The organism is Neopusillimonas aromaticivorans (genome assembly GCF_030344915.1).
GTDB lineage: Bacteria > Pseudomonadota > Gammaproteobacteria > Burkholderiales > Burkholderiaceae_B > Neopusillimonas > Neopusillimonas aromaticivorans.
Map to the genome: position 1 here is coordinate 2,695,309 of NZ_CP128233.1, position 25,064 is coordinate 2,720,372.

The 25,064-nt window shown below is 58.8% G+C and carries 23 protein-coding genes and 5 pseudogenes; 6 read left to right on the forward strand and 22 right to left on the reverse strand.

The annotated features are described in order from the left end of the window. Nucleotides 1-92: 92 nt before the first annotated feature. The 7 genes and pseudogenes from mepK to N7E01_RS14890 all read right to left on the reverse strand — a co-directional run bounded on the left by mepK (nt 93) and on the right by N7E01_RS14890 (nt 4,880). Nucleotides 93-653: a peptidoglycan L,D-endopeptidase MepK gene (mepK, locus tag N7E01_RS14850; protein WP_289173428.1), complete on the reverse strand. Its 561-nt coding sequence runs from the start codon at nt 651-653 to the stop codon at nt 93-95. 131 nt (nt 654-784) lie between these two features. Beyond that, nucleotides 785-2,150 (reverse strand): annotated as a pseudogene (locus N7E01_RS19550) (L,D-transpeptidase family protein); the annotation flags it as partial. Then, entirely contained in the window at nt 2,147-2,317 is a 171-nt protein-coding gene (locus N7E01_RS14870) for a hypothetical protein (RefSeq protein ID WP_289173430.1), read from the reverse strand. The gene N7E01_RS14870 and the pseudogene N7E01_RS19550, both read right to left, overlap by 4 nt. Then, nucleotides 2,293-2,781 (reverse strand): hypothetical protein, encoded by a 489-nt coding sequence (locus tag N7E01_RS14875; protein WP_289173431.1) that lies wholly within the window; start codon nt 2,779-2,781, stop codon nt 2,293-2,295. Before N7E01_RS14875 ends, N7E01_RS14870 begins: the two co-directional genes overlap by 25 nt. 136 nt (nt 2,782-2,917) lie before the next feature. Then, entirely contained in the window at nt 2,918-3,955 is a 1,038-nt protein-coding gene (locus N7E01_RS19050; protein WP_350494871.1) for a c-type cytochrome, read from the reverse strand. Continuing rightward, the gene (locus N7E01_RS19055; RefSeq protein ID WP_350494872.1) at nt 3,952-4,503 is read right to left on the reverse strand and encodes a molybdopterin-dependent oxidoreductase; all 552 of its coding nucleotides are present in this window, start codon (nt 4,501-4,503) and stop codon (nt 3,952-3,954) included. The genes N7E01_RS19050 and N7E01_RS19055 overlap by 4 nt, the downstream gene beginning before the upstream one ends. After that, nucleotides 4,500-4,880, reverse strand: coding sequence for a hypothetical protein (locus tag N7E01_RS14890; protein WP_289173432.1), 381 nt, complete (start codon nt 4,878-4,880; stop codon nt 4,500-4,502). Before N7E01_RS14890 ends, N7E01_RS19055 begins: the two co-directional genes overlap by 4 nt. A 172-nt stretch (nt 4,881-5,052) precedes the next feature. On the opposite strand from N7E01_RS14890, the gene N7E01_RS14895 reads away from it, so the two are divergent. Both N7E01_RS14895 and N7E01_RS14900 read left to right on the forward strand, forming a co-directional pair. Continuing rightward, nucleotides 5,053-5,451: a DUF4870 family protein gene (locus N7E01_RS14895; RefSeq protein WP_289173433.1), complete on the forward strand. Its 399-nt coding sequence runs from the start codon at nt 5,053-5,055 to the stop codon at nt 5,449-5,451. 94 nt (nt 5,452-5,545) lie between these two features. Then, complete coding sequence (locus N7E01_RS14900) at nt 5,546-5,995, forward strand: flagellar protein FlhE (protein WP_289173434.1); 450 nt, start codon at nt 5,546-5,548, stop codon at nt 5,993-5,995. 148 nt (nt 5,996-6,143) lie between these two features. On the opposite strand, the gene N7E01_RS14905 is transcribed toward N7E01_RS14900, so the two are convergent. The 8 genes from N7E01_RS14905 to N7E01_RS14940 form a co-directional block, all read right to left on the reverse strand. Next, nucleotides 6,144-6,602 carry an OmpA/MotB family protein gene (locus N7E01_RS14905; RefSeq protein ID WP_289173435.1) on the reverse strand — a complete coding sequence of 153 codons (459 nt, stop codon included), beginning with the start codon at nt 6,600-6,602 and terminating at the stop codon, nt 6,144-6,146. A gap of 211 nt (nt 6,603-6,813) precedes the next feature. Then, the gene (locus N7E01_RS14910) at nt 6,814-7,239 is read right to left on the reverse strand and encodes a hypothetical protein (RefSeq protein ID WP_289173436.1); all 426 of its coding nucleotides are present in this window, start codon (nt 7,237-7,239) and stop codon (nt 6,814-6,816) included. Beyond that, nucleotides 7,239-8,081 (reverse strand): motility protein A, encoded by an 843-nt coding sequence (locus N7E01_RS14915; RefSeq protein ID WP_289173437.1) that lies wholly within the window; start codon nt 8,079-8,081, stop codon nt 7,239-7,241. The genes N7E01_RS14910 and N7E01_RS14915 overlap by 1 nt, the downstream gene beginning before the upstream one ends. Nucleotides 8,082-8,099: 18 nt before the next feature. Further along, nucleotides 8,100-9,959: a Na/Pi cotransporter family protein gene (locus tag N7E01_RS14920; protein ID WP_289173438.1), complete on the reverse strand. Its 1,860-nt coding sequence runs from the start codon at nt 9,957-9,959 to the stop codon at nt 8,100-8,102. A 375-nt stretch (nt 9,960-10,334) separates the two neighbouring features. Continuing rightward, nucleotides 10,335-11,549, reverse strand: coding sequence for an RpnC/YadD family protein (locus tag N7E01_RS14925; RefSeq protein WP_289173439.1), 1,215 nt, complete (start codon nt 11,547-11,549; stop codon nt 10,335-10,337). A gap of 579 nt (nt 11,550-12,128) precedes the next feature. Continuing rightward, complete coding sequence (locus N7E01_RS14930; RefSeq protein WP_289173440.1) at nt 12,129-13,007, reverse strand: RpnC/YadD family protein; 879 nt, start codon at nt 13,005-13,007, stop codon at nt 12,129-12,131. A gap of 8 nt (nt 13,008-13,015) precedes the next feature. Continuing rightward, a complete protein-coding gene (locus N7E01_RS14935; protein WP_289173441.1) occupies nt 13,016-13,306 on the reverse strand; it encodes a hypothetical protein in 291 nt (96 codons plus the stop codon). Nucleotides 13,307-13,603: 297 nt separating this feature from the next. After that, complete coding sequence (locus N7E01_RS14940) at nt 13,604-14,782, reverse strand: DUF4351 domain-containing protein (protein WP_289173442.1); 1,179 nt, start codon at nt 14,780-14,782, stop codon at nt 13,604-13,606. A 902-nt stretch (nt 14,783-15,684) separates the two neighbouring features. Between N7E01_RS14940 and N7E01_RS14945 the strand changes: the two genes are divergently transcribed. From N7E01_RS14945 to N7E01_RS19060, 3 genes are all read left to right on the forward strand, one after another. Beyond that, nucleotides 15,685-16,116: a hypothetical protein gene (locus tag N7E01_RS14945; RefSeq protein WP_289173443.1), complete on the forward strand. Its 432-nt coding sequence runs from the start codon at nt 15,685-15,687 to the stop codon at nt 16,114-16,116. Between the two features lie 768 nt (nt 16,117-16,884). Then, nucleotides 16,885-17,283, forward strand: coding sequence for an Abi family protein (locus N7E01_RS14950; protein ID WP_289173444.1), 399 nt, complete (start codon nt 16,885-16,887; stop codon nt 17,281-17,283). Further along, nucleotides 17,259-17,783, forward strand: a complete 525-nt coding sequence (locus tag N7E01_RS19060; protein ID WP_350494873.1) for an Abi family protein — start codon at nt 17,259-17,261, stop codon at nt 17,781-17,783. Before N7E01_RS14950 ends, N7E01_RS19060 begins: the two co-directional genes overlap by 25 nt. Before the next feature lie 120 nt (nt 17,784-17,903). On the opposite strand, the pseudogene N7E01_RS19065 reads toward N7E01_RS19060, so the two are convergent. Both N7E01_RS19065 and N7E01_RS14965 read right to left on the reverse strand, forming a co-directional pair. Beyond that, a pseudogene (locus tag N7E01_RS19065) lies at nt 17,904-18,862 on the reverse strand (LysR family transcriptional regulator). A gap of 236 nt (nt 18,863-19,098) precedes the next feature. After that, nucleotides 19,099-19,377, reverse strand: a pseudogene (locus N7E01_RS14965) (conjugal transfer nickase/helicase domain-containing protein); the annotation flags it as partial. 245 nt (nt 19,378-19,622) lie between these two features. Between N7E01_RS14965 and N7E01_RS14970 the strand changes: the two are divergent. Continuing rightward, the gene (locus tag N7E01_RS14970; RefSeq protein WP_289173447.1) at nt 19,623-19,994 is read left to right on the forward strand and encodes a DUF3742 family protein; all 372 of its coding nucleotides are present in this window, start codon (nt 19,623-19,625) and stop codon (nt 19,992-19,994) included. Between the two features lie 7 nt (nt 19,995-20,001). Here N7E01_RS14970 and N7E01_RS14975 read toward each other — a convergent pair whose 3' ends face one another. The 5 genes and pseudogenes from N7E01_RS14975 to N7E01_RS14995 all read right to left on the reverse strand — a co-directional run bounded on the left by N7E01_RS14975 (nt 20,002) and on the right by N7E01_RS14995 (nt 24,695). Beyond that, nucleotides 20,002-21,531, reverse strand: coding sequence for a conjugal transfer protein TraG N-terminal domain-containing protein (locus N7E01_RS14975; RefSeq protein WP_289175828.1), 1,530 nt, complete (start codon nt 21,529-21,531; stop codon nt 20,002-20,004). Then, on the reverse strand, nt 21,528-21,902 hold the full coding sequence (locus N7E01_RS14980; protein ID WP_289173448.1) for a hypothetical protein: 375 nt from the start codon (nt 21,900-21,902) through the stop codon (nt 21,528-21,530). The genes N7E01_RS14975 and N7E01_RS14980 overlap by 4 nt, the downstream gene beginning before the upstream one ends. Then, a pseudogene (locus N7E01_RS14985) lies at nt 21,899-23,216 on the reverse strand (integrating conjugative element protein). Before N7E01_RS14985 ends, N7E01_RS14980 begins: the two are co-directional and overlap by 4 nt. 71 nt (nt 23,217-23,287) lie before the next feature. Continuing rightward, a pseudogene (locus tag N7E01_RS14990) lies at nt 23,288-24,252 on the reverse strand (TIGR03756 family integrating conjugative element protein). After that, nucleotides 24,249-24,695 (reverse strand): TIGR03757 family integrating conjugative element protein, encoded by a 447-nt coding sequence (locus N7E01_RS14995; RefSeq protein ID WP_289173449.1) that lies wholly within the window; start codon nt 24,693-24,695, stop codon nt 24,249-24,251. Before N7E01_RS14995 ends, N7E01_RS14990 begins: the two are co-directional and overlap by 4 nt. Nucleotides 24,696-25,064: the final 369 nt, after the last annotated feature.

Below are 25,064 nucleotides of genomic sequence, written 5' to 3' on the forward strand. Positions count from 1 at the left end.
GTTACTGGTTTTGGAAGGGCTCGGCGCCGCCTGCCGTTACCTTGGCTTGGGCTGCGGGTGCGGCCGTGTGCAATTCCGGAAGCGCGCCGTTGCTACCAGCTGCGGACCTTACCGGTGTCGATGTGGACAAATTGCGATCGGGGGTAATACCCCACGCCACCGGCGTTAACTTCAAGCGCGGCATCACGCAATTCCGTCAGTGGCACCCCGGGCAGGCGGATGTCCAGTGCCTTGCCTTCCATGTGCAGGCTGCGTTTGGCCACGCCGCCACCGCGCGTGGTGCGCAGGCGTTCATTGGTGAACGGGTCGCGATAGCCGGAAATGATGTCGTACGGGATATCGGTTTTCAGCAGCCGGCTGATCTGGTTCAGAATGTCGTACAGCTGTGGGTCCATCGTGCCGACATTTTCGGTGTAGTGGTCGCGCAGGAAAAAATTCAGTTTATCCAGGGCGGGTGGCAGATACTGGTCGCCCCGTGCATACACCAAAGACAACCGGTCGGGGCGGTGCGTGTGATTCAGGGCGACATCGCGGGGCTGTGGCCTGAGGCCGGCCAGTACCGGGGCAGAAATAACGGGAAGGCCGGAAGCAACAACAAGGGTGGCTGCACGACGCAGGAAACTGCGGCGCGACGCGTGTGGAGGAGCTGACATGGGCAAATACCTGAAACTGGGCTGCTGAGCGCAGCCTGTAAAAACACAGAAACCGCAATAGCGCGGTTTCCGGTTTGTGTGGGGCAGGGTAAAAATTACGCCGAACAGGGTGGGCACCCTGCCGGGCAGGGTTAATTATGCCCTTTTTTCAAGGCGTTGGCCAGTTTTTTGTCGTGGCCATAGATGTCGTCGAAAAAGTAGACGGTGCCATCCAGCACGACGACGGTACTGTAGGCCAGCACCACCGGGATAGGTTCTGCCAGCCGGATTGTCTGCGCTTTTCCGGCCTGCATGGCCGTCTCAATGCGCTGTTGTGTCCAGCGTGGGTCGTTCTGTAATACAAACTGTGCCAGTGCGACCGGGGCTTCAACACGGATGCAACCGTGGCTGAAGTCGCGGCGGGCGCGTTCAAACAGCTGGGGTGCGGGCGTGTGATGCAGGTAGATGTTGGTGTTGTTCGGGAAGATGAATTTGATATCGCCCAGCGCATTCTGCGGACCCGGCCGCTGGCGGATGCGGGCGCCGCCCTGTTGCACGGCATCCAGGTTGGCCTGCGACAGTTCGGTCGATACCGAGCCGTCTTTCATCACAAACTCGAAACCCTGCCGGTTGAAGTAGGCCGGGTCACGGCGCAGACGGGGAAGGGTTTCACCTCGCGCAATGGAGGGCGGGATATTCCAGTAGGGGCTGAATTCGATGAAGCGCATGTCTTCGTCGAACAAGGGGGTGCTGGTGTCCAGTGCCCGGCCCACAATCACGCGCATTTGCAGGTTGATATCGATGGTGCCGTCGGGCTTGACCTCGTAGGCGCGCAGCATGAACTCGGGAACATTGACCACGATCATGCGCGGGCCCGACAGCAGGGGCGTCCAGCGCAGGCGCTCGAGCGTCAGGGCCATTTGCTCTACCCGTTGGGCAGGGTGATTTGCAGTTGTGCAAAGGTGCCGGGGCCGATAATGCCGTCTACGGTCAGACCATGGCGTGCCTGGAAGGCTTTGACGGCATCGACAAGCGCGGGGCTGTAGGTGGTGTCGTTGCTGGGTGCAGTGTTGCCTCCAACCGGATTTGCTGCCGCGTGGGCGACACCTGGATCAGTCATGGCGGTGTCAGCGGGCTGGCTGGTGCCCGTCACGCCATTTTGCGGTGTGGCGGCCTGGGGGCATAGTCCCCCAGTACCGCCAGGCGTTGCTTGACCAGCGGTATGCCGGCATAGGTTTGAGCGGGCTCCAGCTTGCGGGACGGCAGGGGCGGCAACGGGGTTGTCCAGACAGGGTCTGCGGCCAGAGAGCGGTAGTGGGCCATGGCCTTGACAACGGCGTCATACATCGGCACTTTAGGGCGCGCTTCGTTCAGGGCCTGTTCGACCCGGTTGTCACGCAGGGCCTGGGCGACGTATTGGCGGGCATCAAAAGCAGGCTTGGCGGGAACATCGAATTTCTGGTGAACCTTGTGGGGGTCAACACGTCCATTGCGCAGGTCATTGAGATAACGGGTCAGGTTGGCGGTAAGCCGGGCCCCAGGCGTTGCTGCTGTTCAGGCATCGCTGCGGGGCTGCCGGCCTGGGCCAACCGTGCAAAGTCTTCAATAAGGGCGGTGGTCTCGTAGTCGGCGGGGTCAAGGCCCTGGGTGTCGGCATCGCTCAGGGCTTGCAGGGCTGCTGCCACCTGGGGTTGGGGTGGCCGTTGACCAGAAACCAGTGGGGTTCAGTGGTCAAAACGCCTGCTTCAGCGGCAGCGGGTGATAACGGGTCGATGGCGATGGGGGCGGCGGTCTGTGCAGGAGTTGTTGTTTGCACCGCAGCCGTTGCCTGCACCGGGGCTGTGGCCTGTGCCAGGGCCTGGATTTGGTGCGTCGTCTGGGCCTGTGCTGTCTGTTGTGTCTGGGCCAAACCACACGACAGGGCAATGCCTGCCAGTGTTGCGGCTGCGCGCGAACGCCACAAACCTTTGTTTTTCCTGCCGCAAACCCGATGTCCGGGGTTGAAGGGCGCTGGCCGCGACGGGGTACATGCCGTCTCGGGCAAGGCATTGAACGCCGGGGAGGCGTTTTTGGGTCGGCGGCGTATGGCGTGCGTGCGGCAGTTTTCATGGCTCAGGGCGCGTAACAATAACGATGCCCATAGTGCCATGGTTCATCGTATTGTCACAAGCCCTGACGTTCGCCAGACTTCCCCTGCTACCTGCTACCTGCTACCTGCTACCCGTTCCGTTACTGGCTATTTGCCCATGCGTAGCTGTGCTGGTGTGGTCGTGAATGCACGCGGTTCAGCGCCCGGCGGGTTTGAAACCGTTCCGGTTGGGCATTTCTACGTTGGCCAGCGTGTCCTGGTTCAGGCTGGCATCGCCCGGCAGGATATTGGCCTTGTGAAGAATGTAGGCCGATACGGCATAGACGTCGTCGTTGCTGAGGCTGCCTGGCTGCGTGAACGGCATCGACCGCTTGATGTAATCGAACAGGGTGGTGGCGTAGGGCCAATAACTTTCGACGGTTTTTATCGGCGCTTTGGTGGGGTCGTTATTGACCAGTGACCCTCGCCCACCGGTCAGGCGATCACCGATGCCGCCTTCAAGGTTTGCCCCGTGGCAGGCCAGGCAGTGCTGTGTATAGACTTTTTCGCCCTGCATGACGGTGCCTGCGCCTTTGGGCAGCCCACGACCATCAGGCAAGGGTGATACGAATTGGGCCAGGTCATCGGGGCTGATGGTATGCCCGAACCCCATTGGGGCGGGCGGGGAGTCAGCCCTGACAGGCTGGGCCGGCAGGATGATCAAACCTATGGCCAGGGCCAGCCCGGCAGCGTATCGGGTGTTGTGTTCGCAGCGTGCGCTGTGTTTAATAGTGATGGACATTTGAAACCTCCCTGTCGAAGCCACCTTCCAGCTTTGAATGCCGTTCAGGTGATAAATAGAGGCTAAAGGCCCATTCGTGCCCCGTTGTTCGACCAATGCCTTGATGGTGGGTTGGACATAGCCTGTTTCGTCCGTGCAGCGGCTTTGCAAAATGGCTTCTTTGCCGTTCCATTCCCAGGGAATGGAAAAACGGGTGTGGCACATGGGCAGCACAGGGCCGTGCAGCTTGGCGTCACGCCAGGTGGCCCCGCCATCGACCGAGACTTCCACCCGCTTGACCCGCCCGCGTCCGGACCAGGCCAGCCCGGTAATTTCATAAAACCCGGGCTGCTGCAAGCGCATCTCGCCCGATGGGTAGGTAATGACCGACTTGGCCTCCATGACAAACGAAAATTGCAGGGCACTGCCATCGGGCATCAGGTCGGTGTACTTCGAGGTTTCCTCACGGGTCATGAAGGGGTGTCGGACACTTCGAGACGTCGCAGCCATTTGATGCACATATTGCCCTCGTAACCGGGCACAACCAGGCGTAGCGGGTAGCCTTGTTCCGGGCGGATGGCTTCGCCGTTCTGGCCATATGCCAGGAAACAGTCGGCCATGGCCTTTTCAAGTGGAATGCTGCGGGTCATGACGGCAGCGTCACCGCCTTCGGCCAGCAACCATTTGGCCCCGGGTTTGACCCCGACTTCATTCAGTAGCGTTGAAAGTGGCACGCCGGTCCATTCTGACGTAGAGGTCAGACCATGGGTGCCCTGAACGGTTTTCAGTGTCGGCTTGACCCATTCGGTCAGGCCGTTGCCGGAGCATTCAAGGAAACAGATGCGTGACATCATGGGGAACCGGCGGATGTCGGCCATGGTGAATTTTTTGCCCTGATTCACCATGCCGTGGATATACAACAGGTGTTTGGCAGGGTCGATGGTGGTGATGCCGCCATGATGCCGTTCGTAGTGCAGGCCAGATGGCGTAATGATGCCGTGACTTTTTTCCAGCGGCGTCATGCTCCAGGACGATTCTGTTGTTTTGGTTCCGAAACGCCAGCGGACCTCGTTTTCAAACTGCGACCTGAAACCGTAGCCGCCGTCATCAACGCCCACGCCAACCCCTGGGCCTTGGTCGGGTCGGGAAAGACAGGGCGTTCAATGGCGCCAGGAGGCGCTTTGGCCGCTGCCGGGCCTGCCAGGGCAGCAGCACCCAATGCGGCGACGCTACCCAGTAAAAAACGCCGGCGCTGGCGGGCAGGGTCAGCATCGCCCTGAAAATAGGGTGATTCGGGATTGTTTCTTTCGTTGGCCAAGAAGAGATTTTCTTGTTGCTGCAGCCGCTGGTGCAGCGGTGTGCTGCCTGTGGGCAAGTCGGGGGTGGGGTTTGTTTTCATGTGCGCTCCGGTTGCTGATGTTGCAAGGTGTTGCCATCACTGAAAAACTGCCATCATTGCTGTTTACAATACGGCTCAGGTCTAAACCCGTCAGGCCAGCTTAGGCGCTTCATCAGGCAGCGTCAACGGTCAAACGGCGCAAAGACTTCCCTAAATATTTACAGGACATTACATGACGGTTGACTTCACCAACCCGGGCGGTTCATCCGGCGCATCGTTGCCGCAAGGCGGACCGGTCGAAGACCCCGAAAAGATCAAGTCGCTCAAAACGATCACCACCGTGATTTACGCGTTGAATGCGCTTTCGTTGTTCGTGGGGATCAGCAGCATCGTTGCCATCATCATGAATTACGTCAAGTTGTCTGACACCCGAGGCACCTGGCTTGAATCCCATTTTCGCTGGCAGATCCGTACCTTCTGGTATGGCATTCTGTGGGCTGTCGTGTCGTTTGTGCTGATGTTTGTCATGGTGGGGTACGTGTTGCTGGTGGCCGTGGGCATCTGGTACATCTACCGCATCGTCAAAGGCTGGTTGCGACTGGCCGACAACAAACCGATGTATGTGGATTGATCGGGGTTATCGACGCGGTACGGTTGCGACAGTCGCAACAGCGGGCCGTCGTTGTTTGACAATGCCGGCAACGGTGTATGCAAGCCCGGGTCGCATGGCCACTGTGCTGGCGCTCATGCTCGCAGTGTTCAGCAGCGCGGCGGCCGCCGGAGCCGGACTGGTCTGGACGCTTGAGGCCAACAGCCCGGGCCTTAACCAGAAAGGCTTGTCCACCACGCAGGTTTTTCGCAGCCCGTCGCCGGTGCCGGCGGGTGCAGCCATTCTTTCAGTGCGGGCGCAACGTCAGGCGAGTCGGCCGGGCCATCTGGTGACCACGTTGTGTACGGCACCCGGGGGCGGCGGCCGTTGCGTGGTCGTGCAAGGCAGCCATGTCAGTACGAAAGTTTTTAATGGCATGCCCGCAGGGCAGCCGTTTTACCTGATGCATACCGTCATGGGCGAAGGCCCGCTGGTGCCGCCGATGTTCGTGCGGGCCAGCGTGACGGTCTGGTATGCCCTGACTGGGGCGATGCAACCTGGCGCTGAAACATCTGCCGTCGAATGATCTGTTGCATAGGGCCCTCTGTTTGGGCCCTCAGGCGCCCAGCCGCCTGTAGCGTTTGATTAATCGTATTGCCCGTCACCGGATAAGTCCGTTGTGTCCTGGTACGAGCTCCGATGATGCGTTTACGTGACCCTGCGCTACAGCCCACTTATTCTACCGTTTCCATCAGCAACTCTACCCGCCGGTTCTGGGCCCGGTTTTCAGGGGTGTCGTTAGGCGCCAACGGTTTGGTGTCGGCGTAGCCGATAGCCCTCAGGCGGTTACTGGCGACCCCGTTGGCCTCGAAATAGCGCACCACGCTGCCCGCGCGCGAACTGGACAGTTCCCAGTTTGACGGGAAGCGCGCGCTGCGGATGGGAATCGCGTCAGTGTGGCCTTCAATCGTGATGGTATGGTTGCTTTTCTTGACGACATTGACGAGTTTTTGCAACACCGCCAGGCCCTCACGGCTAAGTTCGGCCTGCCCGGAGCTGAACAGAATTTCGCTGTTGATGCGGAAGCTGACGGATTTTTCATTGACAACGACGTCAATATCGCTGCCCAGGTCACCCAGTTCAAGGCCCTGCAGCGGGTCGGTGGTGGTGCCGTCGTCTGCCGAGGGTTGCAACGGAATCGGGGTTGAGCCCCCGAGGGGTCGGAACCGGTACCTTGCCCGCGGCGGGTGGCGCAGCCGGGGGGCGCGCTGCGGTCGCGCGAAAAGATGCCCAGGTTGCCCAGCTGGATGCTTTCGCGCACATTGATGCCATCGCCCTTGCCTGCCAGCATCAGCATGACCAGCATGAACACCAGCAGCAGGGTAATGGTGTCAAGATAGGTCATCAGCCAGGCATCACCGTCGTCATCTGACTGGGGTTCGAAATACCATTTGTCGAAACGGTTGGGGTTGCTGACTGCGGGCGCGTGATGGGCTGCCTGGATGGCGGCGGTAAGCCCGCCATTGCCGCCGGGTGCGGGTGCGCTGCCGGTTTGGGCGGCCATGCTGCCCAAGGTACCTGCACCATAAGCGTTGCCTGCTGCTGCCGCATTGGCCATGCCGCCCAATGTGCCTGCACCATACGGGTTACCCGTTGAGGCTGGGCTCCTGCGCCTGCCGCCGGGGTGTCGAAGCGGCCAAACGACTGGCCACCAGGGCCTCCCATGGGCCCGCCGGTACCGGCACCACCGGCCGCCTGCTGGCGTGCTTCTCGTTTGCGCCGTTTGGCGATTTCTTCCAGCGTGAGGTCGTTCGGATTTTTTGGTGGCATTACGAACCTGCCTGACCGGTCACCTTGCGGTCATTGGCTTTTTGAGCGTCACCGAACAGACGACGATTTTCTTCGTCGTTCAGCTCGTCGTCGTATTCAGCCATGAATGAATTCAGGGTTTCACGCATGAAGGCCGGACCGCGTCGCTGGCTCATCATGGAAATACCCTGCATCACCATGTTCATCAGGGCTACCCGTTGTTCGGTGCGACGTTCGAGCTTCACGGCGACTGGTTTGAAGATCAGGTTGGCCAGCAAAATGCCGTAAAAGGTGGTCATGAGCGCCAGCGACATTTGCTGGCCGATGGACGCCATGTCGCCGTCACCGATCATGAACATCAGGTTCACCAGACCAATCAGCGTACCGATCATGCCAAATGCGGGTGCGAATGCGGCCATGGTGCGAAACAGCTGGGCTTCGGCATGCTCTTTGGCGCGCAAGCGGGCGATACGCCAATGCATCAGCTTGATGGCATCGTCTTCCGGGGTATGGTCGATGATGAGCTGGACCCCCATTTTAAGGAAGGGGTTGTGCACTTTTTCAAGGGCTTCTTCGACCTGGCGAATACTGCCCGATACCCAGAGTTTTGAAATGGCGACCAGCTCTTCGATGTCGTCTTGCGTATACAGCCGCTCGTTGCGCATGACGGTACCGAGCAAGCCGAAAATACGTACCACTTCGCGCAGTGGGTAACTGATGAACGTGGCCGCCATGGTTCCGATCACCACGATGCCCAGCCCCGGCAAGTCAATGAACAGGGTGGGGTCATCAGCGGAAAAGAACAGCACCACACCCAAAAGAAGGATGCTGGCAACGATACCAATAAGGGTGGATGGGTTCATGTTCTTCTTGGGCTTTGGTTAGCGGTGATCGGGCTTCGGCTCGGTGGCCGGATTTTCATTTTTATTTGGTTCGTCGATTGAAGTGACAGATTCGATTTCTGATTTTATCGTTTCTGATGCTGTTGCGGGTTGCATGGATGTGTCAGTGGCAGGCTGTGTTTCTTCAGCCGGTGGCAGGCTGTCCTTCGTCGCGGCGTGGGTGTCCGGTTTGGCATTCAGCGTGTCGTCAATTGCTTCGGCCTGTTCCTGTGCCTCTTCGATGTTGTCGGCAGCCATGGCCATTTCGGATAGCGGATGGCCATAAGTGCGGCCTTCGGTCAGGTAGTGGCAGACCCGCCAGATGTGGTGGCCGGTGCGTTCAAGCCAGCGGATGGCGTCGGTGGTATTCAGCAGTTTGGCCGTTGATGTGCGCAGTGAGCCGTTGCTTTGCAGAATGTCGTGACGCAGCTGGCGTGACAGGCCCTCCAGGGTGTTGGCTTCGCGGCTGATTTCGTCCAGGGCGTCCTGGCTGGCCTGGCGCACGGCGCTGTCTTGCGCCAGTTCAAGCATGCGCAGGTTGTGGTCCATAGCCCATTGGTAGTCTTCGCTGGCGAAGTCGATGGGGTGAACCGACAGTTCAAACAAGCGCTGACGGAACCGGATCAGGTGGTCAGTGGCGTGTAATTGGGCAATGCGCTGCTCGGCCAGCTTGTTCTGGTCAGCTTCAAGGGGAACCCGGCTGATGAAGTCGTAGGCCCGGTCAAGTGCCGAGCGGGTGCGATCGAGCATTTTCGGGTCGAGGGTTTGTTGCGGGTTTTGCAGCAACTGCGAGTAACTGCCGAACAGCAGGGCGGCGATACTTTCCAGCGAACGCTGTGAGGCTTCGAGCGCGACCTCGGGTACTTCCAGTGTACTGTTGTCCAGGTTGCCCGCCAGGTCGTCCTTGTCTTCGGGCAACAGCTTTTCAACAAAACGCGCAAAGTGGTTGATGAAGGGCATGAAAATGACAACACCCAGGCTAATAAACAGGGTGTGGAACAAGACTAGGCCAACGGTGCCCGGTTCAAGCCCGTCGGTCTGGGACAGGAATTTGGTCAGGGCCAGCAGTGCCGGGAACAGGATGATGGCGATGATGCCCGCAGCCAGGTTGAAGAGGATGTTGGCCACGGCGGTTCGCTTGGCGGATACGGTGGCGCCGATAGTGACCAGGATGCTGGTGACGGTGGTGCCGATGGCCGCACCGATGACCAGCGCACCGGCCTGGTCGAAGTTGATGGTGCCGGTGTGCAGCGCGGTCAGGGTGGTGGCGATGGCGGCTGAAGACGAGTGCAAGATGATGGTCAGTACCAGGCCAAACAGCATGACGGCGATGTGGGCCCAGAAGCCGCCAACGGGCAGGGCAGCCAGGTCGACGAAGGTGGACAGGTCTTTCATGCTGTCTTGCAGGGTGCTGAGGCCCAGAAACAGCATGCCGAAACCGGCCAGCGCCACGCCCAGTTCGCGGATACGGCCGCGCCCCAACAGTTTGAGCAGGGCACCGATGCCGATGAGAGGCAGGGTGTAGAAGCCGAATTTGATCTTCAGGCCGATGACGGCGACGATCCAGCCAGTAGCGGTGTTGCCCAGGCTGGTGCCGATAATGAAGCTGACCGCCTGGGAAAAGGTGATGAGGCCGGCACTGACGAAACCGATGATGGTGACGCTGGTGGCGCTGGATGACTGGACGATGGCGGTGGTTAATGTGCCCGACATGAACGCTTTGAAAGGGGTGCCGGTGAAGCGGATCAGGGCACCGCGCAGGGCAGGGCCGGCAAATGCGACCAGGCCTTCGGACAGCAGCATCATGCCCACAAGAAAAAGCCCGATGCCACCGACGAACGGGAACAGGATGTCAGTCATTGAACGTAACCATTAACAATTTTGAAACAAAGGGTGAGTTTACCTGTTGGGGGTGGGGTTGTGGGGATATGGGAAGGCCGGGGAGCGTGGGTCACGGTTCACGCATAGCCGGTGCGGGGGTATGGGCCTGCGGGCACGGGCACGGCCCCTGCGGGGCTTCCCGCTGTCGGGCACCGTCGCGAGGCGGGCGCTGAACTCGCGGATCGAGCCGCCCCCGGCGGCTCGAAAACGCCCGCTCGAACACCGCGCCCTTGCCCCCTCGCGCCGGCACCCGTCAGCGGCGTGCCCAAGCCCTTCGGCCCATACCCTTCGCACCGGCTGGGAAGAGTGATGGTGACAGCGGAAGGGGCGGGAGCATAATGCAAAATGATGGGCTCAGGATTCAAACACGTCGTGTAGCGATTGGGCATGCACAAACCGGACGACCCAGTGCTGCAGTACGGCGGTATCGGCGTGCTGCAAACGCTGACTCACCCAGTCAGGCAAGTCACCAAATTTTTGCTGCAGTTGAGCGTGAAGCATGCCGGCAATTCCGGTGTGAGCACCTTGTTCAATACCTTGTTCAATACCTTGTTCAAGGCCTTGTTCAAGGCCTTGCTGAATACCTTTGGCCAAACCGGCCTGCAGCCCTTTTTGCATGCCGATTTCTTCGGCGGCCTGGCGTTCACGGCGCAGGCGCACGCGTTGAAAGCTGTTGAGTCGTTCCATGGTGTGTTCATCCTCGATATGCTGGGCGGCGTTGTAAAAGGCGTCTTCCAGCGGTTCGGGCAAGGTCAGCAGGGTATCAATGACCAGCATCAGCTGAAACCGCTGGTTAACGCTATAGCCCCAATATTTCAACAGTTTAGCCAATTCCAGCTTGCTGACCAAGCGGGTTTGGTCGGGCTGGGTGGCGCGACAGGCCAGTTGGGCCAGAACGACGACGGCAAAGGGGTTGGTGGGGGCGATGGCATGTAACTCATGCTGCCGCGTTTCCCATGCCGCCAGGTTGACGACGGGAAACCGGAACACATGCTCGCCACCCAGAACGGGGACGCGGAATGTTTCAACATCTGCCCCGCGTTTGCGATCCAGCAGGATGGCACAGGGGAAGTGGGTATAGCCGGGGTAGGCTTCGAACAACCGGTGATGGTAGCGCAGCATGCGCAGGGCCAGGGATTTACCGGCACGGCGGGTTTGGACTTCGATATGAATCAACAACAAGGCATCGTGGCCCTGATTAAGCCGTACCTTGGCCAGTTGATCCACGTACCGCACATCGGGCTGGATGACTTTTTGCAGACGGCGCAATTCAGTGGCCAGAAATTCCGGGGAAATCGTCCAGTTGATCTGGTCATGGATTGCCGGCCAGAACAAATGCAGGCAGTCGGGCAGCCACCAACGCAGGGCGTCTTTCCAGGCGCGGTCGAAGTCGGGACGCTCGGCGGTGGCGGCCTCTGAAACAATCCTGGATGCGTCATGAAGGCCAGAATTGTCATCTTCAGCCGACCCAGACCTGTCTTCCGCTGAGTCCGTCGCATCGGGTACAGGCTCAGCCAGCCTGTAGCCCGAAACCCTTGTGCATGTTTCCAGTCGTCGCCACAGCTCCATGGTTGCCCCTTCCGATGGCTGCGAGGTTGGCAGCGCGTGGGGTTACTGTACCGGGGTGGGTACCCAGCGGCTATTCGCAATGATGCGAGTGGACTTAAGGGTCATGGATGAATTGATCGCGCTGAAAGGGATCTGGCTGGAACAAGTCAGCCTACGATACTGCCCGTTGCCCGTTGCCCGTTGCCCGTTGCCCGTTGCCCGTTGCCCGTTGCCCGTTGCCCGTTGCCGGCAAGCAAGCGATGTCGGACGGTGCAGGTATACCCTGCAGCGAACCATGCTTACGACTACACCTGTCACGGTTCGCGCACAGCCGGTGCAGCAGGTATAGGCCTGCGGGCACGGGCACGGCCCCTGCGGGGCTTCCCGCAGTCGGGCACCGGCGCGAGGCGGGCGCTGAACTCGCGGATCGAGCCGCCCCCGGCGGCTCGAAAACGCCCGCTCGAACACCGCGCCCTTGCCTCCTCGCGCCGGCACCCGCCAGCGGCGTGCCCAAGCCCTTCGGCCCATACCCCCTGCACCGGCTTGGGAAGAGTGTTGGTGATAGCGGAAGGGGTAAGAGCATAATGTAAAACGATGGGCTCAGGATTCAAACACGTCGTGCAGAGATTGTGCATGCACAAACCGCACGACCCAGTGCTGCAGCACGGCGGTGTCTGCTTGACGCAGGCGCTGGTTGACCCACTCGGGCAGGTCACCGAATTTTTGTTGCAATAGTGTGTGGAGCGTTTCGGCAATTCCAGAGTGGGTACCTTGTTCAATGCCTTGTTCAATACCCTGCGCCAAGCCGGCCTGCAGTCCTTTTTGCATGCCGATTTCTTCGGCGGCCTGGCGTTCGCGGCGCAACCGTACGCGTTGAAAGCTGTTGAGTCGTTCCATGGTGTGTTCATCCTCAATGTGCTGGGCGGCGTCATAAAAGGCGTCTTCCAGCGGTTCGGGCAAGGTCAGCAGGGTATCAATGACCAGCATCAGCTGAAACCGCTGGTTAACGCTATAGCCCCAATATTTCAATAGTTTAGCCAATTCCAGCTTGCTGACCAAGCGGGCTTGGTCCGGTTGGGTGGCACGGCAGGCCAGTTGGGCCAGAACCACCACGGCGAAGGGGTTGGTGGGTGCTATTGAATGCAACTCATGCTGCCGCGTTTCCCATGCCGCGAGGTTGACGACGGGAAACCGGAAGACGTGCTCGCCACCCAAAACGGGTACGCGATAAGTTTCGATATCCGGCCCGCGTTTACGATCCAGCAGGATGGCACAGGGGAAGTGGGTATAGCCGGGGTAGGCTTCGAACAACCGGTGATGGTAGCGCAGCATGCGCAGGGCCGAGGATTTACCGGCACGGCGGGTTTGGACTTCGATATGAATCAACAACAAGGCATCGTGGCCCTGATTAAGCCGTACCTTGGCCAGTTGGTCGACATACCGCACATCGGGCTGGATGACTTTTTGCAGACGGCGCAATTCGGTGGTCAGAAACTCCGGGGAATCGTCCAGTTGATCTGGTCATGGATTGCCGGCCAGAACAAACGCAGGCAGTCGGGTAGCCACCAGCGCAGGGCGTCTTTCCAGGCGCGGTCGAAGTCGGGACGCTCGGCGGTTGCTGCTGCTGAAGCCGTCTTTTGTGCGCGGCCAAGGCCAAAATTGGCATTTTCAGCTGACCCAGACCGGTCTTCCGCTGGATCCGTTGCGTCGGGTACAGGCTCGGCCAGCCTGTAGCCCGAAATCTTTGCGCATGTTTCCAGTCGTCGCCACAGATGCATGGTTGCCCCTTCCGATGGCTGCCGGGTTGGCAGCGTGTAGGGCTAATGTATCGGGGCGAGAATCTGATCGCTATTCGCATGAATACGCAGGTTCAAAATGTCACGCGTAATCGATTACGGTTCACGCAAAGCCGGTGCAGCAGGTATGGGCCTGCGGGCACGGACACGCCCCCTGCGGGGCTTCCCGCTGTCGGGTGCCGTCGCGAGGCGGGCGCTAAACTCGCGGATCGAGCCGCCCCCGGCGGCTCGAAAACGCTCGCTCGAACTGGGCAGGGTTTAATGAGACAAGCCCGTCATTCAGGATGAACACAAGACATCGTTCAAGTTTTGAGCATCGAGCACACGGTCTATCCACAGGTCGATCTGGTCAGCGCTGGCTGACGCAATCTGGTGTGAGGCACGATCTGGAAGTGGGCCAAAGCGTTTGACCAGCAGACGTTGCAAGGCCAGGGCTTCACCTTTCAGGAGACCTTGTTCAATACCTTGTTCAATACCCTTCGCCAAACCGGCCTGCAGTCCTTTCTGCATGCCGATTTCTTCGGCGGCCTGGCGTTCGCGGCGCAACCGCACGCGTTGAAAGCTGTTGAGTCGTTCCATGGTGTGTTCATCCTCGATGTGCTGGGCAGCGTCATAGAAGGCGTTTTCCAGCGGTTCGGGCAAGGTCAGCAGGGTATCAATGACCAGCATCAGCTGAAACCGCTGGTTAACGCTATAGCCCCAATATTTCAATAGTTTAGCCAATTCCAGCTTGCTGACCAAGCGGGCTTGGTCCGGTTGGGTGGCACGGCAGGCCAGTTGGGCCAGGATCACCACGGCAAAGGGGTTGGTGGGGGCGATGGCATGCAAATCATGCTGCCGCGCTTCCCATGCCGCCAGGTTGATGACGGGAAATTTAAAGGTATGCTCGCCACCCAGAACAGGTACGCGAAACGTTTCAACATCTGCCCCGCGTTTTCGATCCAGCAGGATGGCACAGGGGAAGTGGGTATACCCGGGGTAGGCTTCAAACAGCCGGTGATGGTAGCGCAGCATGCGCAGGGCCAGGGTTTTACCGGTACGGCGGGTTTGGACTTCGATGTGAATCAATAACAAGGCATCGTGGCCCTGGTTAAGGCGTACCTTCGCCAGTTGATCCACGTACCGCACATCGGGCTGGATGACTTTTTGCAGCCGTCGCAATTCAGTGGCCAGAAATTCCGGGGGAATCGTCCAGTTGATCTGGTCATGGATTGCCGGCCAGAACAAATGTAGGCAGTCGGGTAGCCACCAGCGCAGGGCGTCTTTCCAGGCGCGGTCGAAGTCGGGACGCTCGGCGGTTGCCGCTGAAACAATCCTGGATGCGCTGCCAGTACCATAACTGGCATCTTCAAACGCCCCAGATCCATCTTCCGCAGCGTCCGTTGCGTCGGGTACCGGTTCAGCCAGCCTGTAGCCCGAAACCCTTGTGCATGTTTCCAATCGTCGCCACAGATCCATGGTTGCCCCTTCCGAGGGCTGCCGGGTTGGCAGCACGTGGGGTTACTGTATCGGGGTGGGTACCCAGCGGCTATTCGCAATGATGCGAATGGATCAAAGGGTCATGCATGAATTGATCGCGCTGAAAGGGATCTGGCTGGAACAACTCAGCCTACGATACTGCCCGTTGCCCGTTGCCCGTTGCCCGTTGCCCGTTGCCCGTTGCCCGTTGCCGGCAAGCAAGCGATGTCGGACGGTGCAGGTATACCCTGCAGCGAACCATGCTTACGACTACATCTGTCACGGTTCGCGCACAGCCGGTGCAGCAGGTATAGGCCTGCGGGCACGGGCACGGCCCCTGCGGGGCTTCCCGCTGTCGGGTACCGTCGCGAGGCGGGCGCTAAACTCGCGGATCGACCCGCCCCCGGCGGCTCGAAAACGCCCGCTCGAACACCGCGCCCTTGCCCCCTCGCGCCGGTACCCGACAGCGGCGTGCCCAAGCCCTCCGGCCCATACCCCCGGCACCGGCTTGGGAAGGTGTTGGCTACTCGCAAAGTGACAGTGACGCGAACGCTACACATTGAGCCGAAATCGTGCTAATTTTTGAATTGGTCTGTCGCCGCACCGCAGAGCCTCGTTTTGGTGGTTGGTTCGCACGCAATACCGTTTTTTTGCGTTTGATTCCGATGCATCATTACGGTCATCATGAAAATTTACAATGGAAGAGCAATGCCACTACAACACCTGTACAAACATGCCGCCTTGAACTATGCATACCAATGGTTCACAACTGACAAGGCCTTCATGCAGGAAATGAAATCAGGCAATCCAAGCAAAATAAACCCAGACACGGTACACAGTATTGCGGTCAACTACATGGTGGTAAGAGGGTTCAAAAAAATAATGCCAACATCTGGGGCAGGGTGGCAAATAAATTAGAGGAATTTATTGCCAGTAACGACCGCGATATCGAAAAATTAGCCACGGATCTTGGCGGTATCTCGCCAACGACGGGCAGGGCGAACCCATCGCGCTTGATCTCGGCCGCCACAAAATTCCTCTGGTTTGCGGGGTGTCATGAGATCAAAATTTACGATAAGCGTGCCGTCAACGCACTTCACAAACTAAACCGGTTACCTCGGACGCCCAAAACCTATGCGGCCTACGCAACGGCATGGTCAGCAGAGTACGACATACACAAGGCAGAAATACGACGAGTCATCGCTGAGTTACCCAACCAACTTGAGTGGTCGGGCATTGCTCAAGACTCATATGACGATGCAAAAGCGGCGTTCACAGAAGGCTGGTTTGCAGATCGGGTCTTTGACAAATGCCAGTGGTTGCACGGTAACTAAGCGACCGTACCGTGGCTGCCCACACAGCCCCACTCGCCCTTTTACCCGCCCCGTAACCCCAACACAAAAATCTTTGTCCCCCCGCCTAAAGACTTACCCCATCTGCCCGTAAACCTAACTAATACGGTGTTCTAACCGGGCCGTAGTAAGCCAGCACCACCCCAAACTGCTTCAGGCCTAAAAAAGTACAAAAATCACCCTAAACAAAACTCAACCGGCACCGTTAACAAGACGTACAGGAAATACCGGACCAGCCCGACACGCTAGTGAAGGGTCAGGTTTCACCCCGAAACGGGCTTCCTGGCTAACCGGCAGTTTTAAGCCGCTGCCTTTTCAACACTAGGAGTAATCCATGTCAGTAATCAATACTAACAGACATTGATACTCTAACCTTTTGATTTATAAGAATAAAAATTCGCAGGGTGGGCATTTATATACACTCCAATATACACAAATTTTGTGGCTTTCCATGGCCGTCCTTGGCCGTTAGTGGAACGAGTCGAAAGAAAACCGGTCAGATTGATAGTTGTAGGCTTACAGCAACAGTCGCCGTAACCTGACGGGTGCTGAGCTGTTTAGGCTTGCTGTAGGCCAACGTGGGCAGCCGAGCTGGATAAGCATCTATCCCTCACCCCGAAAGTCAGATACAATGTTCCTAACAAGACCCGCCAAGGCTATGCGCGCAAGCGTATCCTCAAACCGGCGGGTTACTCATTTCTGGGCCAGTGAATCGTCAGTCAATGGGCCACTCTACGGCATAAGCGTGCAATGACGACGCCGAAACATCCATTCACCAAGCCCTCGACCACTTACGACCAACAGATTGCCATCCTCCGGCAACGTGGTATGCGTGTCGATGATGAAGAGGTTGCCAGGTTCTACCTCCAGCATCTGAACTACTACCGCCTTAGCGCCTATTGGCTGCCCTTTGAGGTCAATCACAATCCTCACCAGTTTCATTCAGGCACCCGATTCGAGGATGCACTGAATCTATATGTTTTTGACCGCAGCTTGCGATTGCTGGTTTTGGATGCCATCGAACGTATAGAGGTCTCTGTTCGCAGCCAATGGGCCTACCACCTCGCTCATCAGCATGGCCCACATGCACATTTGGATATTTCTCTGGCAGCAAATCCCGCTCGATGGCATTCGGACTCCTTAAGCTGACTAAGGAAGTCCAGCGTTCAGATGAGGTTTTCATTCGGCATTTAAAGGCGACGTATTCAGAGAGCCTTCCTCCTGTTTGGGCCGTGTGCGAGGTAATGTCCTTGGGGCTGTTATCGCGTTGGTACGGGAACTTGAAGCCTATGCCAACTCGCCGGGCGATTGCGTCAATTTACGGGTTAGACGAAAAAGTATTGGGGTCATGGCTCCATCACCTGGCGTTGGTGAGAAATATATCTGCCCATCACGGGCGTTTGTGGAACCGGGAATTTACGATTACCCCATTATTGCCACGAGCCAAGCCAGCATCTTTGAAGTCGCAGTTTCAGCCAGCTTCTCGAAAGCTGTATAACGCCTTGGTGATTATCCTGCACTGTATGGACGTTGTTTCCCCCAACCACAGTTGGCGCGACAGGCTGCTAACCCTGCTTGATGAGCACAAAATACCTGTGGCTGATATGGGTTTTCCTGCGCATTGGGAAAAACTACCGATCTGGCGGTAAGTGATCTGGCGCTTTCCCGCATGTTGTTCCAATACTGTCCAGTATGAACACAACATGCGGAACGCTCTCGATCACCTCACACCCGCAACCTTTCAGGCTCCCTTCCATAAGACGATTGCATCAGCGGAATCGCATCAACATTCTGCTGATTTTCAATCCCGTCATCATCGTCTTCTCCCCCTCGTCATACCCATAACTCTCATGAACGCGCATGCGTTCGATGAAGTCGGTTGCTGCGGCTGAGTTCAGGGATTCGTGCTGCAGCAGGTAGGTCATGAGTAGCGGGCGTTTGGCTGCCAGGGGACGAACGACGATGTTGTGGTGTCTGCATGCGCCCAGGCGCGATGCGCTGGCGATGGCTACGCCATGCCCGGCGCTGATGAGGGTGATGAGCATATCCATGGATTTAGCCCATTCGGTAATGCGGGGCGGGACATTGCCGGTGCGCAGCACTCTGTCAATCTGGTGGTGGTAGCCGCCGTAGGCCTCGGGGTCGCTGCCTATCATGGGGTATTTCAGCAACTCGTCCAGGGGATACGGCGATAGCGCAATGTGGGGTGGCCCTTTGGTACAACGGCGACCAGGGTGTCTTCCCAGATCGGGGTAGAGACGATTTCCTTTCTTCGGATGTTGCTGCGCGCCAGGCCGAGTTCCAGCAGGCCGTTGCGCAGGCCATAGATTTGTTCGCTGAGGGTGATGTCAAACAGGCGAATACTGTAGTCCGCTTGTTTTCCGGCATGCAGTTCGTAGAGCAATGACGCCAGTTTGGGTTGCAACGCGCCTTCTGATACGCCGATGCGCAGAACCTGGTGGTGGCCGCTGGCGATGGCTTGCACGTTGACGGTGGCGTGTTCCAGCATGGTGAATAATTGCCTGACATACGGTATCAGTGCTTCACCGGCCTGGGTCAGACGGATTTTGCGTCGATCACGCCCGAACAATTGCGAATCCAGGCGTTCTTCAAGTTCTTTGATATTGCGTGAAAACGGCGATTGCTCAATGAACAGCCGTTCCGCTGCGCGGGTGAAATTTTGTTCTTCGACCAGCGCGAGAAAGCAGCGCAGATGGCGTATCTCCATGGTTCTTCTTCTCTCTGTAAATCAAAGCACGGCTTCGGAAATAACCGAAGCCTGAATACAGGGTGCGGTGGTTAAGGAGACATCCGTTTTGAGCTTGGGGTGACTCATTGGCAACCATCTATTTTCTACGACGTAGCACAACAGCGATGACCATTACTTGCTACAGCTAATGGGCTGATGGTATGGCATATTTACGTTTCCGTTTCATTCAATTTGTGATGTGACATGAGCGACGGTTACTTGTTTTTAATCACAATCGTGAGAAAGGGATTGTTCGGGATCGGCGCATCCAGCACGGGCTTCATGGACTCCAGCAGATAGCCATGCAGGCGTCGGCTTTTGCGTGGCCCGGTGACTTCGCATGTCCAGATATTCAAGCCATCCGGCTGCTTGCGATGTAACTTAGATTTTTCAAATTGTTTTTGCACCCACTGCCAATCGGGTATTTCTTGTGTCCGGGCGTGTGCCGAAATATGTGGATGTTCCTGCGCGTAACGCATGAAAATGCCGGTGCTGTCGCAGCGTCAGTCGTGGGCGGTGTGTGGGCCGGTGCGGTTTTGCGTCGGAGGAATGCCAGCATGGAGTCAAGTACCGTAGTTGCCATTTGGAAGCCTTTTCCGGGTAGCCCCATTCCCCTTGGTTCCATTCCCTTGCCCCTTCACAGCCCTTTGACCTTTTTGCGGGGCGCTTTTCCTTTTGAAACTGTGCCTTGCTTTCATAAACGATGTCTCTACAATGAAGTCGTCAATAAGGATTCGCCATGAGCACCACTTTTCGTCAACGATTCAGCAAGGCAGAACGCTTCGGCCAGGGGCTGGGGCGGGTGTGGCGTTGGCTTGTGCGCGCTGACGGAAAAATGACGGCCTGGCTGATGCGGCAAGGTTTCCCGCAAGGCGCTGCTATCGCAACCCTGTGGCTAACTCGACTGGCTGCGCTGGGGGTGCTGATGTATGCGGCGCTTTGGCTGGCTTTGCTGGTGGTGTTTGCGCTTGCTGCCGCTTGGGCGGGACGAAACACAACCCTGCATGCAGAGAAAGAATCCCAGCCGGAATGGAAAGACGGACATGCGGGGTTTGGCATGTACGACAAAAGCGAGTGGCGAATCGACGTAGGTAGTGACCGGCCCCATTAGTTTTCCTTCACTTGGAGCTGGAGCCAGCCAAGGCACTAGCGGCTGATGTTGCTGTACCAGCACCTCTCCCACCCGCTGATTTTGCATCTGCCGTACCTGCAGTCAGGCCATTCAACGCGCTTCCCATCCTCACCCCGGCCCAGGCCAGCCCCATCACCCAAAACCCCGGCAACACAATAAACATCGTCGCCATGACGAAGTTCAGCCGCATGTCGGCAAAGGAATTATTCAGCCCCATCAGCGGGTTGAAATTGCTATGCGGGGCATGCCAGCCATACAGGGCATCCAGTATCGTGCTGTCCAGCCAACGAGCCAGTTGGAACCAGAAATCCACAAAGAACAGCGCGAACTGAACGCAGCTGAGGGTCATCAGCACTTTCAGATCATAGGTGCCGATCAACAGCACCAGCGGCAGGCTGATGGTCAGAGCCAGCTTCAGGAAGGACAGCACCATGGGCAGCGCCTGGCGCACTACGTCCATAGCCGGAAAGAAGCCCACCGCACCCAGCGACTGCCCCAGGTTGGCGGCGACGTCGGCCACGGTGTTGGGGATGCTGGCGCCTATCTGACCGCCATAATCGGTATAGACCTGCCCACGGTTCATGTTCTGCTGGCGCGGCGCGGCCAGGGTGCGAATCAAGCTGTCTTCCAAGTCGTTGCGTGTCATAAAACCCGCCCAACTGGACATGCGCTCCAGAAGATCGGGCTTGACCTGCTGCAACAGGCGCTGGCGCAGCCCGTGGCTGCTGTCCGTCCACCACTGGATGCAGGTGGGGTATCCGCCACCGCTGGGCACCTGCGCCAGCCCGGCATCGCGGGTGTCGTCGTAAGGCCAGTCGTCGCGGGGCGAACGGGAGCGATAGCTGTTGTAGTAGCCCGGTACGCCCACAAAGGTGTGGGAACCAATCCACGTCACATCGGCCATCTGGTCTTCGGTCAGCGCCGGGCGGTTCATAAAGAGCTTGGCTCGGGCCGGGCCGTAGCAGTCGTGGGTGAAATCGGCCACTTCCTGCGCCAGAATCGGGTTGTCGATGCGCGTGGCATCAATCTCCATGCGCATCTGCCGCAGGTCGGCGCCGCAGGGAATGGCGGCGACGGCCGCGCCGGTGATGGCCTTGGACAGCCCGTGCATGAAGAACCACCAGACGGGTACTTTGGCGCTTTGGTCGTTCAATGTGGTGAAGGACTGGCTCCAGCCGGTGTCGCCGGGTTCGGGTACGTTGATCTGGCATTGCTGGGAACGTGAACGGTCGAACTGGATGGTGGACAGATCCACGTCAATGAAGGGGATGCCCGCAAACATGATGACGACGATGGCCGCCCAGACACGGTTCTCGATACGCAGGGCCGACAACACGCCCTTGTTGCCTTCGTCGGCTCCTTCGGTACGCGCCCGCAGCCATTCCTGCAGGACGATGATCGCGAACGGCAAGGCAAACACACCTGACGCGACCAGTACCTGCCAGATACCGTTGTTGACGACCCAGGCCACCAGCGTCAGGTAGTATTCCAGATAGTCGGAAGTGAAGAGTCTCATGGCTGTGCGCCCCAGGAGGTCTGCCCCAGCAGCAGGCTGCCTTCCAATAGCAGCAGAGCCATCACCGCCGCCCATTGGGTGCGCCGCAGGCGCTTGCGGGTATCAGGGGGAATGGTTGGCTGCTGAAGCAATCGCCTGCGCAGCCGCCACCAGCCCCAGGCAATGCCGCCGTAGAGCATCAAGCGCCAGATAAGGAAGACACCGGCATGGCGTTGCACCCAGGGTTGCCAGTGCGCGGCCTGTTCGATCAGATGTGGGTTAAGAGCTTGCAGGCCAGCCATCAACACGACTAGCAAGCCCAGCCAGCCCACGGCCAGCGCCAGCCACTTCCACCATCGCCCCTGCGCCCGTTGAAACCACTGCGTACTCATGGCGCACCCCCATCGCCACTCTGCTGTATCTCCAACAATCGATCCCTCGTGGCATCGCCCTGATACACCCCGCGTGAACCGGCTGCGCGTGCCTGGTGGCGCTCGATGATGGCCATGGGGGAGTTTGCTGCCAGTTCACGGCGCAGTTCCAGTTCCGTCTTCAGGTTGTCGATCTCGCGGGATAACGCATCGCTTTCTGAATCCACCGCCGCTTGAGCCAGTTGGTTGGCCGCGACGTTGGGTTCCTTCTTGCCGGTCAGCAAGGTGCGCTGCAACAGCAAAGCTTTTTCCAGCACGCTGGCCAGCGCCACTTCCGAGGCCAGACGGCGAGCCAGTACATCCTGGTCGGGTTCGTCGCGCAAGGCTTCGATGACCCCCGCGTCACCGGCAAGGACGCGCTGCCCGCTGCCTGAAGGTTCTCGAAGCTGGTGGGTACGGTGCCGCGCAACAAGTCTTGCAGGGCTTGCAGCTTGGCGTCGTATTCCTCCTGAATCAGCGGCGACAAGCCCACGCCGGGGACGGTCTGGGTTTTGGTGCAGTGCTCGCAGGTGCGCTGTTCCTGTTCACCCAACACCCGTACCGCCCAGGCGGCGGCGTCATCCGGCGACGCCCAGGTCTGGCAGCTCAGACTGCCACAGTCTGATGAAGAAATCGCTGCGCTGTCGATCACATCGCGCCCGTTGACGAGGTTATAGCCCGCCCGCGTCACATCGCTCACGACCCTGACCGGCGGCTGGCCGGAACCCCCGGCGTTATCGCCCCCACCCACGGTACGCCGTCATTGCCTTTGCTGGATTCGGCTTGCTCCACCGCCGCGACGGCATCCTGGCTGCCCACGGCGGTCTTGAGCGCCATGCCTTCGGCCAGTTGATCCCAGCCCAATTGCCCGCCCGCCATGTCGGCCATGCGGTTGGCCATGGCGCGGCAGGTCAGTTTGGAACGATCGAAGTCCAGCCGCGCCTGCAAGACGCCATTCGTCAACAAGTTGTAAAGCCCGGGGTCGGCGCGCTGGATGATGAGCGCGGGCAACGACGCCACAGCGCTGGTGGCGTTCTGGATGACGTTGCTCATGATCGACTTGAAGCCGTTGGTGACGCCGTTCAATTGGTTCTGCAAGGTGGTGGTCAGGCTCATGTCGCCGCAGATCAGATTGCTGTTCCAGCCCATGCCCACGCCGATGGAACGCATCCCGGACGCATTGCCCATGGACACGGCATTGCCGCCGCCGATGCTGTAGAGCACGTCGTCGCCGATCACGCTGCCGGAATATTCCACACCGCTGCTCAGGAATTGAGTTTGTGCGGCCACTGGCATGCTCAGGCTGAACACCACACATACCCTCAGCCCCCATTTTTGAATGTCTTGCATGGTTGATTTCCGCATCATCAAAAATCCGTGCTGCCCAGGAAAGTCTGGCCGCGCCGCTGGCAGCAGCTATACGGTCGCCACAAGGCCCAGGCGTAATCGCCTTGGCGGGCTTGCGGTAACGCGCCGTTGTGCGGAAAGACCGTGCATTGGTTGGACGCCACGGGCGACAAGGGTTGCCACTTGCCGGTACTGGAATCGCCTTCCATCAAAGCGCCTGCAGGCCAATAGCCGCTGCGGCTGTTTGCCACCAGAGTCTGATAAACGTGCGGTTGGCCGCGTCGGGTAATCACATCGCCCGCCCGCTGCGCCACGACCGCCGCCGCCTTGTGGTCATCGGTCTGATGCAGGAAACCGCTGCGCGGATAGACGTTGCCCCACAGATTGCCGGATGCGCGGGAGCCGACTTCCCGCATGCCGGGCGTCAGTGCTTCGGGGTATAGGGATTCGGGCATGCCGTAGCGCCAGGCCACGGTGTCCAGCGTACTGAGCAGATACGGCCGCAAAGCCGTGCCCGCACCTTGGCAGACGTAGCCGAACTGGCTGGCCATCTCCTGAAAAACAGCCGTGCCGGGGTGGCCGATGGCGTCGGCGTTCTTGAACTTGAGTAAGTTGTTCTCGTTGGCCTGGTTGGTGGTGCCATCGTTGCCGCCCTGTGCGGTTGGGTTGGGCAGGCTCATGGGGCGCACTTCCAGCCAGGGTTTTCGCCGGTGTTGGCGTAGCTGGATACCACGGCATCCGGCACGTAATGGCTGACCTTCACGGAGGTGCGGATGCGGCAGCCTGAACGTGAGCAATACAGCCAGTAGCAGATGCCGACGACCCGGTATTCCAGGCAGTCGGGTGAAAGCGTCGAGGCCACGATTTCAGCGGTGGTCAGCGCGAAACCGGGTGTGGCGGTGGATAGCAGGATGGCGGCTGCGGCTTGCTGGATGGCCCGGTGGCCGACTGTGACACGGTGCCGTTGATGCGGGATGGCCTTCATGGCTGCCCCTGCAAGAACTGCCGCACCTTGTCTTGTGCAGTTTCAATGTCGGGTTCCCCGTACACGACGTAGCGCTGGTCGATAACGATGGCGGGAATCTTGGTAATGCCCAGGCTCCAGGCGTCGGTGATGCCTTGATAGGCATCGGCCAGACGCTGTTGCAGATCGGTTCCGCCAGAACGCAAACGCTGCTGTGCCAGCGATGCTGCTTGCTGCGGGTCAGTGGGCAGATCGGTGGATAGTTCCGTTTCAAGCTGCTCTGCTGCATCCAGCAGAATCAGGCGATCAGGCTGGCCGTGGACGGGGTGATGGCTGTCGGTGATGACCCAGGTGGTTGCGTGTGCGGATGCCGACGCTGCGGCCAGCAGAAACGGCAGAATCAGGGTTGGAAGCTGTCGGAACGGAGGGGAAATGACATGGTGGGCTACCTGCAAGGTTGGCATAGCAGGTAGTCCACAGGAATCAGGGCCGCTGGGCGAGGAAGAAACGGAAATTCGGTAGATCGGGTTGTTTTGTTACGATAGGCCGGTGAAGGGCTGGATTCGGCCACTATGCGCAGGTCGCAACTATGCGCAGCTGATCTGGCTCAGGTGACGCCGCCCCCTATGACGGAGAACCCTGAGAGGCGGCGATTTCTGCGCATAGTTACAGGATCTGCAGGAATCGCACGTTTGCAACCGTGGAGCGACGTATCGGCGTTCTCAGGCACTGCTTAAACGCATCAACGTAGGGCAAATCGACCCGTCAGCGAGACTCAGGGATCGCGTGTGAACGGTGAGGAATACCCATGGCGGTCTCCAGAAGTGAAGCCA